The sequence below is a fragment of the Mycobacterium lentiflavum genome (genome assembly GCF_022374895.2).
In the GTDB taxonomy this organism is placed as follows: domain Bacteria; phylum Actinomycetota; class Actinomycetes; order Mycobacteriales; family Mycobacteriaceae; genus Mycobacterium; species Mycobacterium lentiflavum.
This window is the reverse complement of sequence record NZ_CP092423.2, coordinates 5,297,022-5,310,950: the sequence shown is the minus strand read 5'-3', so window position 1 is coordinate 5,310,950 and position 13,929 is coordinate 5,297,022. Positions and strand designations below refer to the sequence as shown.

General features: G+C 64.8%; 13 protein-coding genes. 9 read left to right on the top strand and 4 right to left on the bottom strand.

The window, feature by feature from the left end:
* Window positions 1-14: 14 nt before the first annotated feature.
* The 5 genes from MJO58_RS24775 to MJO58_RS24755 are packed head-to-tail and all read left to right on the top strand — an operon-like array spanning window position 15 to window position 5,494.
* Complete coding sequence (locus MJO58_RS24775; protein ID WP_239721306.1) at window positions 15-1,442, top strand: virulence factor Mce family protein; 1,428 nt, start codon at window positions 15-17, stop codon at window positions 1,440-1,442.
* Window positions 1,439-2,590: a virulence factor Mce family protein gene (locus MJO58_RS24770; protein WP_090607079.1), complete on the top strand. Its 1,152-nt coding sequence runs from the start codon at window positions 1,439-1,441 to the stop codon at window positions 2,588-2,590. The genes MJO58_RS24775 and MJO58_RS24770 overlap by 4 nt, the downstream gene beginning before the upstream one ends.
* 10 nt (window positions 2,591-2,600) lie before the next feature.
* A complete protein-coding gene (locus MJO58_RS24765) occupies window positions 2,601-4,289 on the top strand; it encodes a virulence factor Mce family protein (RefSeq protein ID WP_090607076.1) in 1,689 nt (562 codons plus the stop codon).
* Window positions 4,290-5,003 carry an Rv1363c family protein gene (locus tag MJO58_RS24760; protein ID WP_239721305.1) on the top strand — a complete coding sequence of 238 codons (714 nt, stop codon included), beginning with the start codon at window positions 4,290-4,292 and terminating at the stop codon, window positions 5,001-5,003.
* Window positions 5,003-5,494 carry a mammalian cell entry protein gene (locus MJO58_RS24755; protein ID WP_090607071.1) on the top strand — a complete coding sequence of 164 codons (492 nt, stop codon included), beginning with the start codon at window positions 5,003-5,005 and terminating at the stop codon, window positions 5,492-5,494. The genes MJO58_RS24760 and MJO58_RS24755 overlap by 1 nt, the downstream gene beginning before the upstream one ends.
* A 10-nt stretch (window positions 5,495-5,504) precedes the next feature.
* On the opposite strand, the gene MJO58_RS24750 is transcribed toward MJO58_RS24755, so the two are convergent.
* The 3 genes from MJO58_RS24750 to MJO58_RS24740 form a co-directional block, all read right to left on the bottom strand.
* The gene (locus tag MJO58_RS24750; protein WP_420845442.1) at window positions 5,505-6,077 is read right to left on the bottom strand and encodes a hypothetical protein; all 573 of its coding nucleotides are present in this window, start codon (window positions 6,075-6,077) and stop codon (window positions 5,505-5,507) included.
* An 84-nt stretch (window positions 6,078-6,161) separates the two neighbouring features.
* On the bottom strand, window positions 6,162-7,643 hold the full coding sequence (locus MJO58_RS24745; protein ID WP_239721304.1) for an alpha,alpha-trehalose-phosphate synthase (UDP-forming): 1,482 nt from the start codon (window positions 7,641-7,643) through the stop codon (window positions 6,162-6,164).
* On the bottom strand, window positions 7,644-7,808 hold the full coding sequence (locus tag MJO58_RS24740; RefSeq protein ID WP_090607062.1) for a hypothetical protein: 165 nt from the start codon (window positions 7,806-7,808) through the stop codon (window positions 7,644-7,646).
* A gap of 596 nt (window positions 7,809-8,404) precedes the next feature.
* On the opposite strand from MJO58_RS24740, the gene MJO58_RS24735 reads away from it, so the two are divergent.
* The 4 genes from MJO58_RS24735 to MJO58_RS24720 all read left to right on the top strand — a co-directional run bounded on the left by MJO58_RS24735 (window position 8,405) and on the right by MJO58_RS24720 (window position 12,190).
* Window positions 8,405-9,367, top strand: a complete 963-nt coding sequence (locus MJO58_RS24735; RefSeq protein ID WP_090607058.1) for a DivIVA domain-containing protein — start codon at window positions 8,405-8,407, stop codon at window positions 9,365-9,367.
* A gap of 104 nt (window positions 9,368-9,471) precedes the next feature.
* Window positions 9,472-10,407: an enoyl-CoA hydratase gene (locus MJO58_RS24730; protein WP_090607055.1), complete on the top strand. Its 936-nt coding sequence runs from the start codon at window positions 9,472-9,474 to the stop codon at window positions 10,405-10,407.
* A 136-nt stretch (window positions 10,408-10,543) separates the two neighbouring features.
* Complete coding sequence (locus MJO58_RS24725) at window positions 10,544-11,389, top strand: SDR family oxidoreductase (RefSeq protein WP_090607052.1); 846 nt, start codon at window positions 10,544-10,546, stop codon at window positions 11,387-11,389.
* Window positions 11,390-11,398: 9 nt separating this feature from the next.
* Window positions 11,399-12,190, top strand: a complete 792-nt coding sequence (locus tag MJO58_RS24720) for an SDR family NAD(P)-dependent oxidoreductase (protein WP_090607049.1) — start codon at window positions 11,399-11,401, stop codon at window positions 12,188-12,190.
* 19 nt (window positions 12,191-12,209) lie between these two features.
* Here the strand turns inward: MJO58_RS24720 and MJO58_RS24715 are convergent, their stop codons facing one another.
* Window positions 12,210-13,796 carry an LCP family protein gene (locus MJO58_RS24715; protein WP_239721303.1) on the bottom strand — a complete coding sequence of 529 codons (1,587 nt, stop codon included), beginning with the start codon at window positions 13,794-13,796 and terminating at the stop codon, window positions 12,210-12,212.
* Between the last annotated feature and the right edge of the window lie 133 nt (window positions 13,797-13,929).

Below are 13,929 nucleotides of genomic sequence, written 5' to 3'. Positions count from 1 at the left end.
CTGGGATTGTCCTCATGAGGAGGATCGCCGGCAGCCGCGGGCTGCGCTACACCACCATCATCGCGCTGGTCGCGGTGCTGGTGGGTGGCGTGTATGTGCTTACGTCGCAGGCGAATAACCGGACCATCACCGGTTACTTCACATCCGCGGTCGGCCTCTATCCGGGCGATCAGGTGCGCGTCCTCGGTGTGCCGATCGGCAATATCGATTCGATCGAACCGCGGCCGTCCGACGTGAAAATCACGATGACGGTGCCCAAGGACGTCAAGATCCCGAAGGACGTCAAAGCCGTCATCATGTCGCCGAACCTGGTGGCGGCGAGGTTTATTCAGCTCGCCCCGGCCTACACCGGCGGGGCGGTGCTGCCAGATGGCGCCAGCATCGATCTGTCTCGCACCGCCGTGCCGGTGGAATGGGACGAGGTTAAGGAAGCGCTGACCCAACTGGCGGTTTCACTGGGCCCGACGGCCGGATCCATGCAGGGGCCGTTGAGTACGGCGATCAACCAGGCCGCGGACACGTTCGACGGCAACGGCCAATCGTTCCACAGCGCTCTGCAGGAGCTTTCGCAAGTCGCTGGGCGACTGGGGGATTCGCGCAGCGACATCTTCGGCACCATCAAGAACCTGCAGGTTCTGGTCAACGCATTGTCGGCCAGTAACGAACAGATCGTGCAGTTCGCCGGAAACGTCGCCTCGGTGTCGCAGGTTCTTGCCGACAGCTCGCGCCACCTGGACAACACGCTGGGCAATCTCAATCAGGCACTCACGGACATCCGGGGATTCCTGCACCAGAACAACTCGACGCTGATCGATACGGTCAACCAGCTCAACGATTTCAGCAAGACGTTGAGCGACCAGAGCGACAACATCGAACAGGTGCTGCACGTCGCCGGTCCCGGTATCGCCAACTTCTACAACATCTATGACCCGGCCCAGGGCACGCTGAATGGACTGTTGTCGATCCCGGAGTTCGCCAACCCGGTGCAGTTCATCTGCGGCGGTTCCTTCGAAACCGCCAGCGGGCCAAGGGCGCCCGACTACTACCGGCGTGCCGAGCTGTGCCGGGAGCGGCTGGGGCCGGTGTTGCGCCGGCTGGCGGTGAATTACCCGCCGGTGATGTTCCACCCGCTCAACACGATCACTGCGTACAAGGGTCAGATCATCTACGACACCCCGGCGACCGAAGCCAAAGCGCAGACACCGATTCCGCAGCTGACCTGGATACCGGCTCAAGGTGTTCCGCCGCCGGCTGTCCAGAATCCGGCCGATTTGCAAGCCCTGCTGGTGCCAACGGCTCCGCAGGCCGGACCGGCACCGGGTCCGTCCGGCGCGCCCGCTCCGGCTCCCGGTCCCGCCCCGGGATCCGCGTTCGGCCCCCTGCCGGGTCCCGCGCCGGGCCCCTCCGCAGGACTGCAGAACGCTCCGGGCGGCGGCGGATGAAACGAATCATGTTGCGCGGCGGTGCATTAGCGGTGGGCAGCGTGCTGCTCGCCGGCTGTCAGTTCGGCGGGCTGAACTCGCTGTCGATGCCGGGCACCGCCGGTCACGGCAGCGGCGCATTCTCGATCACTGTCGAAATGCCCGACGTCGCGACATTGCCGCAGAACTCACCGGTCATGGTCGACGATGTCACGGTCGGTAGTGTGGCCGGTATCGCCGCCGAGCAGCGCTCCGACGGATCATTCTATGCCGCAGTGAAATTGGCGCTAGACCGTAATGTCGTGTTGCCCGCGAACTCTACCGCGACCGTCGCGCAGACGTCGTTGCTGGGTTCGCTGCACATCGATCTCGCCGCGCCCAAGGGCAAGCCGGCGACCGGCAGGCTCGTCGACGGTTCCAAGATCTCGGAGTCCAACACCGGCCGGTTCCCTACCACCGAAGAGGTTTTCTCGGCTCTCGGTGTCGTGGTCAACAAGGGCAATCTGGGTGCGTTGGAAGAGATCACCGACGAGACGTACCAGGCGGTGGCGGGACGGCAGACCCAGTTCGTCGACCTGGTGCCCAGGCTGGCCGAATTGACGTCGGGACTCAACCGGCAGGTCGGTGACATCATCGACGCGGTCGACGGTCTGAACCGGTTTTCCGCGACGCTCGCGCGCGATAAGGACAACCTGGGCCGGGCGCTGGACACGCTGCCCGAGGCGCTGAAGGTGCTCAACAAGAATCGCGAACACATCGTCGACGCATTCGCTTCGCTGAAGAAACTGGCGACGGTCACCTCGCACGTGCTGTCAAAGACAAAGACCGACTTCGCCGAAGATCTCAAGGGCCTGTATTCGGTCGTGAAGGCGCTCAGCGACAACCGGAAGAATCTCGTCACGTCGCTACAGATATTGCTGACGTTCCCGTTCCCCAACTACGGCATCAAGCAAGCCGTACGTGGCGACTACCTCAACGTGTTCACCACGTTCGATCTCACTTTGCGCCGGCTCGGTGAAACGTTCTTCACCACCTCGTATGCGCTTGACCCGAACATGATGCACATGAGCGAGATTCTCAACCCGCCCGACTTCTTGACCGGCGAACTGGCCAATCTGTCCGGACAGGCGGCCGACCCGTTCAAGATTCCGCCCGGCACGGGACAATAAGGGCGGCGCCATGATTGACAAACTGACCAGGATTCAGCTCTGGATATTCGCGGTGATCACCGTGATCACGCTGACCATCATGGCGATCTTCTACCTGCGCTTGCCCGCGACGTTCGGCATCGGGACCTACGTGGCGAATGCCGACTTCGTCGCCGGCGGCGGTCTGTACAAGAATGCCAATGTCACCTACCGTGGCGTCGCTGTCGGCAGGGTGGACTCGGTGGCACTCAACCCGAACGGCGTCACCGCCGAAATGCGGCTGAACAGCGGCACTGCTATTCCGTCGAATGTTATCGCCACCGTGAAGAGCGTGTCCGCCGTCGGAGAGCAGTACATCGACCTGGTGCCGCCGAAAGATCCGGCATCGAGCAAGCTGCACAACGGTTCTCGGATCGATCAGGCGCATACCCGGATCGGTCAAGACGTCGCCGATCTGTTGAAGCGGGCAGAGGCGCTGGTCAACAGCCTCGGTGACACCAAGTTGCGGGAATTGCTGCACGAAACGTTCCAGGCGGCCAACGGTTCGGGTCCAGAGCTGGCCCGGTTACTGGAATCGGCCCGGTTACTGGTGGACGAGGCCAACGCTGATTATCCGCGAGTCTCGCAGCTGATCGATCAGGCGGGCCCGTTCCTGGAATCTCAGATCCGCGCCGGCGCTGACATCAAGTCGCTGGCAGATGGGTTGGCGCGGTTCACTTCCGAGGTGCAACGGGCCGACCCGCAGCTACGTTCGACATTGGCCACCGCACCGGGCGCGGCCGACGAGGCCAGCACAGCGTTCTCCGGCATCCGCCCCAGTTTCCCGGCGCTAGCCGCAAACCTGGCCAACCTGGGCCGCGTGGGCGTGATCTATCACAAGTCGATCGAGCAACTCTTGGTGGTTCTGCCGGCGCTGTTCGCCGCGATCATCACGATGGCGGGTGGCCCGCCGCTGGACGAGGGCGGCAAGCTGGACTTCAAGCTCGACTTGAACGACCCGCCGCCGTGCGCTGTCGGGTTCTTGCCGCCGCCACTGATGCGTACGCCCGCCGACGAGACGGTGCGCGAGCTGCCAAGAGACATGTACTGCAAGGTCGCTCAGAACGACCCGAGCACCGTGCGTGGCGCGCGTAACTATCCGTGCCAGGAGTTCCCCGGCAAGCGGGCCCCGACGATTCAGCTGTGTCGCGACCCGAAGGGCTATGTGCCGATTGGGCGTAACCCGTGGCGCGGTCCGCCGGTCCCGTACAACACGCCGCAGACAAATGGGCTGAACACGTTGCCGCCCAACAAGTTCCCTTACATTCCGCCCGAGGCGGAACCGGATCCGGGTACTCCCATCGTCGGTCCGCCCCCGCCAGGTGTGGTGCCCGGGCCGGGGCCGCTGCCCAACCATCAGCCCGCCTTTGATCCGCCGCCGCCGAACGACCGGCCGCCGCCGCCGGGCAACCCGTCGTGGATGCCGCCGGGCGTCCCCCCGGTACCGCCGATACTCCCGTACCCGAAGTGGCTGCCGCCACCAGCACCCCCGCAGGCCATGGGTCCGCCGGTTGCGCCGAGTCTGCCGTCGCAGGCCGGCGGCCCGGCGTACACCACCTATGACGAGTCCACCGGCGCGTTCCGGGACCCGGCGGGAGGCACTGGTATCTTCGCCGCCGGCGCGAACACATCCAGCGCCGAGAATTGGGTGGACCTCATGCTTGATCCAAGGCCGATGTAAGTGACCTCTGCAACCAGTGGCGAACAATCCACGGCGGCACCGCGTGCTCGTCGTCGGGCATCGCGCGCGGCTGGTCCGGCGAAGAGTGAGTCGAGCACCGCGACCGAGGTTGCCCTCGAGGCTCCCGCCGCGCCGACGAAGCAGCCGGTCAAACGCGCCAAGACCCTCAAGACGCTCAGGCCGCCACCACGGCGGCGGCCGAATGGTCTTATGGTTGGCTGGATTTCGTTCGCGGCCGCGTTGTTGGCGCTTGGCGGGCTGGCCGCATGCCTGACCGCCCTGGTCATCTCGCAACGCCACGCCGAAGCCGCGCAGGCCCGTGATCAGCGTTTCGTGGACACCGCGACGCAGACGGTGCAAAACATGTTCAGCTACCAGCAGGACAACATCGACGACAGCGTGAACCGTTTCTACAACGGCACCAGCGGCCCGTTGCGCGGCATGCTGGGCGCCAACAACAACATCGAAAACCTCAAGGCGCTGTTCCGATCCACCAACGCGACGTCCGAGGCAGTGATCAACGGCGCGGCTCTGGAAGGCATTGACACGGTTACGGATAACGCCTCGGTGCTGGTGTCGGTCCGGGTAACGGTGGCCGACATCGACGGAGTCCACAAGCCGTCCATGCCCTACCGACTGCGAGTCATCGTGCACGAGGACGAGCAGGGGCACATGACGGGCTACGACCTGAAGTACCCCGACGGGGGCAACTGATGCGTTGGCGGCGTTGGCTGATCGCCACCGCGGGATACCTCGCGGTCGTGGGCGTGGTCGGATTGTCCGCTGCGGCCGGCTGGTTCTACTGGGAACGGGTGGAGATCCGCGGCGAGCAGACGGCGCGAGCGGTGCTACCGCAGCTGGCCGCCAAAGAGGTGCCCGCGGTCTTCGCGTACGACTACCAGACCGTTGAACGCAGCCTCGCCGATGCGTATCCGCTGCTGACGCCCGACTATCGCCAAGAATTCCAGAAGAGCGCCAATGCGCAAATCATTCCCGAGGCCAAGAAGCGCGAGGTGGTCGTCCAGGCCAATGTTGTTGGCGTTGGCGTCATGTCGGCCAAGCGGGATTCGGCATCGGTGATGGTGTACATGAACCGCACCGTGACCGACAAGACACGGCAGCCGCTTTACGACGGCAGCCGATTGCGGGTGGACTTCAAAAGGATCGGCAGTAAATGGCTGATCAACTACATCACGCCGATCTAAGCCGAGCCGTTCAGAAGCACATCGCAAATTCGTTGCAGTGCATGGGGTAACGCTGGATCGGGCTGGGCGGCGGCCCGGTCATCTGCAGCGAGAACGGCGTCTTTTTCATCGCCGGTTCCATGCCGCAGACGGCACCGTGCATGGTGGTGTGTGTACCGCTCATCGATTCGTCACTGAAAGCCCAGGTTTCAGTGGTGGGTGCGGTGCCGCCGCCCGGACATGAGACACCGTCTGCCTTGTCGATGCCGAAAGTCCACAGCATGCTGGACATCCGGGCCCGGCCGCTGAAGTTCTGCAATTTGTCGGCAGCGCTGATCTTCTCGTCAGTGGCGCTCACGACATTCAGCGCGCATTGCATCGCGAAAATGATCGGGTCAGAATAGTCGTTCATGTTGCGGGTTCCGGAGGGCTGATCGCAGATGGCCGTGATGGTCCAGGTAACCCCCGATACGCCGGCCTCGTTGTAGCTGTACTTGCCGTCTGCCGGTGGGCCGAGCGCGCGTGCCGGATTACCGGAGTCCAGCGCGATTCCGATTGCCACCGCTGAGAAAACGCCGGCTCCTGCGGCGAGCGCGCGACGCATCCGCACAGTGCCCTCCCTTCCGGCCCTTGCCGTTACGCTGCATCGAGTAAAACAGCGTTTCGACGCCAGCACCATGGGTCGCCGCTATTTGGTACTTGGCGGATGGGCCTCGGCGAGCGCATCGAGAAATGATCGTGCCCAACGGTCCACGTCATGAGCGAGGACCTGGCGCCGCAACGATCGCATCCGCCGGCGGCCCTCCTCAGCCGGCTGATTGAGCGCCGCCTCGATCGCGTCTTTGACACCCTCGAGGTCGTGCGGGTTGACCAGATAGGCCTGCCGCAATTCGGCTGCAGCGCCGGTGAATTCGGACAGAACGAGCGCACCGCCGAGATCGCTGCGGCAGGCGACGTACTCCTTGGCCACCAGGTTCATGCCGTCCCGCAGCGGAGTGACCAGCATGACATCGCTGGCCACGAAGAACGCGATGAGTTCATCGCGAGGAACCGAGCGATGGATGTAATGCACCACCGGATGTCCGACCTCGGCGTATTCGCCGTTGATGTGGCCGACTTCGCGTTCGATGTCGTTGCGCAGAATCTGGTAGCTCTCCACGCGTTCGCGGCTCGGTGTGGCCAACTGGACCAGCACAGTGTCGTCACGTTTGATGCGTCCCTCGGCGAGCAACTCGGAAAAGGCTTTCAACCGAACGTCGATGCCCTTGGTGTAGTCGAGCCGGTCGACCCCGAGCAGGATCTTGCGCGGGTTGCCCAACTCCGCGCGAATTTCCTTGGCGTGGCGCCGGATGTCGCGGTGCCGGGCTACCTGGTCAAGAGCGCCCGAGTCGATGGAGATGGGAAAGGCGCCCACCCGGACGGTGCGGGATTCCAGTTGCACCTCCCCGAACCGCGACCGCACGCCGACGGCGCCGCGCGAGGTGTTGGCGCCCACCAGTTGTCGGGATAGAAACAGGAAATTCTGTGCGCCACCGACCAGATGGAATCCGACGAGGTCGGCACCCAGCAAGCCTTCGATGATCTCGCTGCGCCACGGCATCTGCATGAACAGCTCGACCGGTGGAAACGGGATGTGCAGGAAGAAACCGATGGTCAGGTCGGGACGAAGGGTACGCAGCATCTTCGGGACCAGCTGCAGTTGGTAGTCCTGGACCCACACCGTCGCGCCCTTTGCGGCGGCGCGGGAGGTGGCCTCGGCGAAGCGCTCGTTGACCTCGACATAGCGGTCCCACCATTCGCGGTGGTAGATCGGCTTGACGATGACGTCGTGGTACAGCGGCCACAGCGTCGCGTTGGAGAACCCCTCGTAGTACTGGGCGACGTCGTCCGAGGAGAGGCGCACCGGGTAGAGCTGCAGCTCGTCTTGGGCTACGGGCTCGTCGTCGACGTCGGCTTCCTCGTCGGCGACGCCGGGCCACCCGACCCACGCCCCGCTGCGCTTGCGCAGCAGCGGCTCCAAGGCCGTGACCAAGCCGCCGGGGCTGCGTTTCCAGCTTGTGGTGCCGTCAGGAAGCCGTTCCAAATCGACCGGCAGCCGATTGGCGACCACCACAAAGTCGGAATTCCCGATCTGTGAAGTCGTCGAGCGCGGGCTTCCTCGGGGAGCCATTTATGCGTCGAGTTTCGCCGGTCCAATACCGAGCATGGACAAGAAAACGCGGCACTCGTCAGCGTCGTTCGCGTACGCGGCGACGACCCGCCTGGCCTGGTTAGCGGTGCTGTCGGCCAGCGGCTCGACATCGCCGATTTCGCCAGGGTCAGATTTCGTAGGCATAGGACAACTCTATGCGACGCCGATACCGGCGCGCAGGCGTCTGGCATGGTGCGGGGCCGGGTCGCCCGCGGCGCGGGGTTTGCCCATACCGTGCACCGGGCCGAAACCCTGGCGCGGTCATTTGTTCACGCAAAAAATTGGAATCGTTCACAAATGCCGAATGTTCGTCAGGGTGAGATGCGGGCACGTTGTCGTCGTGCCCAAGGGCGAGCAAAGCGCTGGATTTGAATCCGAAGATTCCCATTCGGCGGATTCCGCGTGATGATTCCGCGGGCGCCCTGGCGAACGTTTGCGGCGGCTTGAGCGCCGGGGATCCGCTGGGATCCGCGCCGGTCCCCATTGGGGGTCGGGTAACGCCTCTGGGTGGGGCCGACCCAAGCACGATCACGGTTGCGACGTGGAAAGACGCGACCAGACGGTGGTGCCGGGGGCTCCGTTCGCGGTAGCCTGCGTAGGGCCGCAGCTGTCCGTCTACTGACTGATGTCCAGTTGTTCAAAGGCAAACCAGGATGTCAGCGCGACAAAGGCATTATCCTAAGCCGCAGTGCGCCGCATTTTGGCGTTGCGCTGACGTCTAAGACTTCGGGAGAAGAACAATGGCTCTCACGCCGGCCGATGTTCACAATGTCGCGTTCTCCAGGGCGCGCATTGGAAAACGGGGCTACAGCGAGCAAGAAGTAGACCTGTTCATCGACCTGGTTGAGCAAGAGCTGATCCGCCACATCGAAGAGGACGCTGAGCTTCGTCACCGCAACGCCGAGCTGCGCAACCGGGACGGGGGGCTCAAGAAGCGGGAAGCAGAGCTGGCCCAGCGGGAAGCCATGCTGCACGAGCACGAGGCCGAAGTCCGCCGGCAAGAATTGGAAATCCGCAAGCACGGAGAGCAAATTCGCCACCAGGAGGCCCAGCTCGCCCACCGGGCGACGCCGCTTCCCCAGCAGGTCGCCCAGCTTCGCTATCGGGAAGCCCAGGTCGCGCAGCGCGAGGCGCAATTCGCCCAGCACGAGGCCGAGGTCGCCCAGCACGAGGCGCAGCTCGCCCAGCGGGAGTCCGAGCTTCGCCGTCGGGAAGCCGAGCTCAACCAGTGGGATTCCGAGCTTCGCCAACAGGAAGCCGAGCTCGAGCAGCACGAGGCGCGGCTTGCTGAGCGGGAATCGGAGATCGAACAGCACGAAGCCGAGCTGCACCAACTGCTGGAGCAGCCCCACGCGGTCGCCTCCGGTGCAGAGCCTGGCGCCGGCCAGGTGGCGCGACAACAACTGCGAGCGGTGCCGCCGGTCGCGGTCAACGGGGCGGGGCGTCTCGAGGAGGCACGTGCGGTCGCGGCGGTGCACGGACGCCATGACATGGAGCGGATGGCGATCCGGGCGGTCACCGACACGCTCGGCAACACGCTGACCGAGACGGTGCACGAGCGGACCCGCCGCGAGGGCGCTGTCGCCACCGACCAGGCGACCGAACTCGATCAGTTGAAGCAAGAGAACGCTGAGCTGGCCCGCTCGCTGGGCTTGCTCAAATCCGCCGCCGCCCTCCTGGCGGCCGCACTCGACCGGCCGTAACTCGACTGGCCGCAGCTCGGCCGGCGACGACCAACCCGACGCGGAGCTGCTTACATACTCGCCGTAATGTGTAACCGCATTCAACGACGAACGAGGTGGGCGCAATGACAGTCTCCGAGCACGCCGACGCCGCTGCGGCCAACTCCAGCGCCAACGAGTTGGTGGCCTACGAGACCCTCGACGATGGCCGCATCGCGCGGATCTGGCTAAACCGGCCCGAGGCCCACAACGCGCAGAGTCGTGGCCTGCTGGTCCAGCTCGACGAGGCGTTCGGCCGCGCGGAGGCCGATGACACCGTGCGCGTGGTGATCCTGGCGGCACGCGGCAGGAACTTCTCCGCCGGCCACGACTTGGGCTCCGAGCAGGCACTGGCCGAGCGGGCACCCGGGCCCGGGCAGCACCCGAGCTTCCGGTCCCGCGGGGCCACGCTCGAGCCAATCATGGAGAAGCTCTACCACCAGGAGTGGCACTATTTCTTCGAAAACACTTGCCGCTGGCGTGATTTGCGCAAGATCACTATCGCCCAGGTGCAGGGCAACGCCATCTCGGCGGGTCTGATGCTGATCTGGGCGTGCGATCTGATCGTCGCGGCCGACAATGCGAAGTTCAGCGACGTGGTTGCCGTACGGCTTGGCATGCCGGGTGTCGAATACTATGCCCACCCTTGGGAATTCGGGCCACGTAAGGCCAAAGAGCTGCTGCTGACCGGTGATTCGATCGACGCCGATGAAGCGCACCGGCTGGGTATGGTTTCCAAGGTGTTCCCGGTCGACGAATTAGCGGAAAAGACACTGGAATTCGCGCGACGTATCGCCGAGCGGCCCACGATGGCGTCGCTGCTCATCAAGGATTCGGTCAACGCCGCCTCCGACGCGATGGGCTATACCGAGGCGCTGCGGCACGCGTTCCACGTTCACCTGCTGGGCCACGCGCACTGGGCCGCGTTCAACGAGAACAGGTGGCCGGTCGGCCAGCCGCCACACGTCGAGGATTGGCGTGACGCGAAGCCGACGAAGCTCGCTCGCCGCGATCAGCCGTAGTAGCCGGCGCCCCAGTCGGGTCGATAGTCGATCGGGCACGTCGGCGGTCCACCTAACGAGACCCGGGGTAGCGATATTCGCCGCGGGTGCTGCATGCTTCTATAGCTAGAACCTGTTCCAGTTTGAGAGGGCCCTCGTGCAGCTATCTTTCGAAGACCGGACGTATGTGATCACCGGCGGCGGCAGCGGAATCGGTAAAGGCGTGGCGGCCGGGCTGGCCGCGGCCGGGGCTTCCGTCATGATCGTCGGCCGCAATGCCGACCGTTTGGCGGGCGCCGTCGAGGAGGTCCAGGCGCTGGCAGACAGCACCGGTAACGGCGGTGCGATCCGCTACGAGCCCGCCGACGTCACCAACGAGGACGAGGTGACCCGCGCCGTCGACGCAGCGACGGCCTGGCATGGCCGGCTCAACGGCGCGGTGCACTGCGCGGGTGGCTCGCTGACCATCGGGCCGATCACCCACACCGACTCGGAGGCATGGCGAAACACCGTCGACCTCAACGTCAACGGGACGATGTACGTGCTCAAGCACGTGTGCCGTGAATTGGTGCGCGGCGGCGGCGGCTCGTTCGTCGGAATCTCGTCGATCGCGGCCAGCAACACCCACCGATGGTTCGGGCCCTACGGCGTCACCAAGTCGGCGATCGACCACATGATGATGCTGGCCGCCGACGAACTCGGGCCGTCCTGGGTGCGGGTCAACAGCGTCCGCCCGGGCCTGATTCGCACGGATCTGGTTGATGCCAGCGTCATTCAGTCCCCGGAGATCAGCGGCGACTACGCGTTGTGCACGCCGCTGCCCCGGGTGGGCGAGGTCGAGGACGTCGCCAACCTGGCCTTGTTCTTGCTCAGCGACGCGGCGAATTGGATCACCGGACAGTGCATCAACGTCGACGGTGGCCACATCCTGCGCCGCGGCCCGGACTACTCCTCGATGATGGTGCAGATGTTCGGCGAGGATGCGCTTCGCGGCGTGGTCTAGGAGAAGCAGATGAACAGACTCGAGAGCAAGCGGATCCTGGTGACGGGCGCCGCATCTGGGATCGGCCAGGCCACTGCGTTGCGCTTGCTCAGCGAGGGCGCCAACGTCGTGGCCGCGGACATTTCGGCCGACGGGCTCCGCAACACCCAGGCCGGCGCGCAGCAGGCAGGGACAGCACAGCGGCTCACCACCATGCCGATTGACGTCGGCGACGAGGATTCGGTCATCGACGGCGTGTGCCGGGCGGTTGAGACGCTCGGCGGCCTGGATTCGCTGGTCAACGCGGCGGGCATGCTGCGGGCCTGGCACACCCACCAAACCACCCTCGACCAATGGAATCAGATCATCGCGGTCAACCTGACCGGCACCTTCCTCGTGGTCCGCGAAGCACTGCCGGCATTACTGGCGAATTCGCGCAGCGCGATCGTGAACTTCAGCTCGACGTCGGCGTCGTTCGCGCACCCTTATATGGCGGCCTACGCCGCGAGCAAGGGCGGAATCCAGGCCTTCACCCATGCCGTGGCGCTCGAATATGCGAAGGACGGTCTGCGCGCGGTGTGCGTCGCGCCGGGCAGCATCAAGTCCGGAATCACCGATGCCACTGGCGGATACATCCCGAAGGACGCCGATTGGTCGCTGTTTCCCCGACTGATGCCGATCCTGCCGACCACGACGGAGTCCAGCGGCGCGGGGATGGCAGGACCTGAGGCGGTGGCCGGCGTGATCGCGATGCTGGTGTCCGACGACGGAGCCTGGATCACGGGCACCGAGATTCGGATGGACGGCGGCACGCACGCCTGAGGCGTGCGCGCGATCGTCGCTAGTTAACGCACGGCACGCCGCCACCGTCGATCGGCTTGCCTTGATCGGGTGTCGGGTAGGTGCTGGTGCCGTAGCCGTAATTCCAGCTGCTCTTGCTCGACGTCGTGGTGGACGACGACGAGGATGACGACGAGGACGAGTACGAATCGTCCATCGATTCGTCCGGCGTCGGCATCGTGAAGCTGGTGTCGACAATCACCCGGACGTGTCCGGGTTCGAGGCTGGCGTCTGGCTGCTTGGGGGCGTCCAGGCTGAGCAGGTTCGCCAGGTTCTGCGCATCGGCCGCCGCGCCGGCGCCGTACTGGATGGACGTCTTGCTCGGATCGAACCAGTTGCGGTCGCGGACCGTGCCCGCGGTGTAGCCGTACTTCTTCAGCGCGCGCGACACCTGGCTGGCGAGACCGCTTGTGCTGCTGGCGTTGACCACGTCGACGACGGTCGACGGATTGGGTTTGGCGGCCGTCGTCGGGGACGAGCTTGTCGAGATGTCGCCGCCGATCGCTGAGGCGACCTCGGCCTTGATCGCGACCGGGTCGACGATGTTCACGTCCTGCCCGCCGATGTTGTCGTACCGAACCACCGGCAGCGTCCGGAATACCACCTGGTTCACCGATGCGCTGCCGGCGATTTCGCCGATGCGGCGGAACATGTCCTCGTCCCAGCCGCCCGACAGCACGACGTCTTTGCGTGCCACGGCCATCAGGCTCTTCATCTTGTCCAGGTTGGTGAAGGTGCCGGAATCCTGGAGCTCTCGCATGACCGACGAAATGAAGGCTTGCTGGCGGTGGGTACGGTCCAGGTCCCCGTTGTCCAGGCCATGACGTTGCCGGACGAAGGCCAGCGCCTCGGAGGCATCGAGCCGTTGCGGCCCGGCGGGAAAGTCGGCGCCGGAGTAGGAGTCGTAGACGGCATGGTTGAGGCAGACGTTCACGCCGCCCAAGCTTTGCGCCAGATCGTAGAAGCCGGCCAGGTTGACCTCGGCGAAGTAGTCGATCGGAACCCCGGTCAGGTTGCGCACCGCGCGCAATGTCGCTGCCCGGGCGGCCTCGCGGCCCTTGGTCTCCAGCTCTTTCTGGCTGCTCACACCCTGGTTGGCCAGCTTCTGAGCGACATACTGCTTGGTGAGGCCGTAGGCCTCCTTGATCTTGATGTGGTTGTACCCGGGTACGCCGTTGAACGGCACCCAGTCGTCGCGTGGGATCGAGAAGGCAACCACTTTGTTGTCGGAGCTGACGTGCACCAGGATCAGCGTATTGGTGTTGTAACCGCCGTCGTCCGAGTCGCCCGCGTGCAGCTGCTTGAGGATCGAACTGGGCAGGTCGTTGCCGTCCTGGTCTTTCCGCGAGTCCAGACCGATCAGCAGGATGTTCATGTTGTCACCGCTGGAGCGCGGATCGTCGGGACTCAACGCTTGCGAAACCGTGATGCCACCCAGTGCCCCGTGCGCCACGTAGTAGCCGGCGCCGGTCATCAGCACCGCCGCGGTGGACACCAGCGTCATGAACGCCCGCGTCACCCCTCTGCGTAGCGGTGACGGTTGGCGAACCGCACGATGGCGGCGATGTGCACCCCGGGAGCGTGCCATCAGAAGCCTCGACCCTTCACCCGCACACCACTGGATACCGCATCGGCGGTTCGCGGTGATGAGGCGAAAAGCATGAGGTCAAGTATGCGGTAGCTTGCTGCGAAGCCCCCAATTTCGATCACTCCCAGCGGCC

Coding starts and splice junctions, on each gene's coding strand:
- MJO58_RS24775 (WP_239721306.1), top strand. CDS start 15: ATGAGGAGGATCGCCGGCAGCCGCGGGCTGCGCTACACCACCATCATC.
- MJO58_RS24770 (WP_090607079.1), top strand. CDS start 1,439: ATGAAACGAATCATGTTGCGCGGCGGTGCATTAGCGGTGGGCAGCGTG.
- MJO58_RS24765 (WP_090607076.1), top strand. CDS start 2,601: ATGATTGACAAACTGACCAGGATTCAGCTCTGGATATTCGCGGTGATC.
- MJO58_RS24755 (WP_090607071.1), top strand. CDS start 5,003: ATGCGTTGGCGGCGTTGGCTGATCGCCACCGCGGGATACCTCGCGGTC.
- MJO58_RS24750 (WP_420845442.1), bottom strand. CDS start 6,077: ATGCGTCGCGCGCTCGCCGCAGGAGCCGGCGTTTTCTCAGCGGTGGCA.
- MJO58_RS24745 (WP_239721304.1), bottom strand. CDS start 7,643: ATGGCTCCCCGAGGAAGCCCGCGCTCGACGACTTCACAGATCGGGAAT.
- MJO58_RS24740 (WP_090607062.1), bottom strand. CDS start 7,808: ATGCCTACGAAATCTGACCCTGGCGAAATCGGCGATGTCGAGCCGCTG.
- MJO58_RS24735 (WP_090607058.1), top strand. CDS start 8,405: ATGGCTCTCACGCCGGCCGATGTTCACAATGTCGCGTTCTCCAGGGCG.
- MJO58_RS24730 (WP_090607055.1), top strand. CDS start 9,472: ATGACAGTCTCCGAGCACGCCGACGCCGCTGCGGCCAACTCCAGCGCC.
- MJO58_RS24720 (WP_090607049.1), top strand. CDS start 11,399: ATGAACAGACTCGAGAGCAAGCGGATCCTGGTGACGGGCGCCGCATCT.
- MJO58_RS24715 (WP_239721303.1), bottom strand. CDS start 13,796: ATGGCACGCTCCCGGGGTGCACATCGCCGCCATCGTGCGGTTCGCCAA.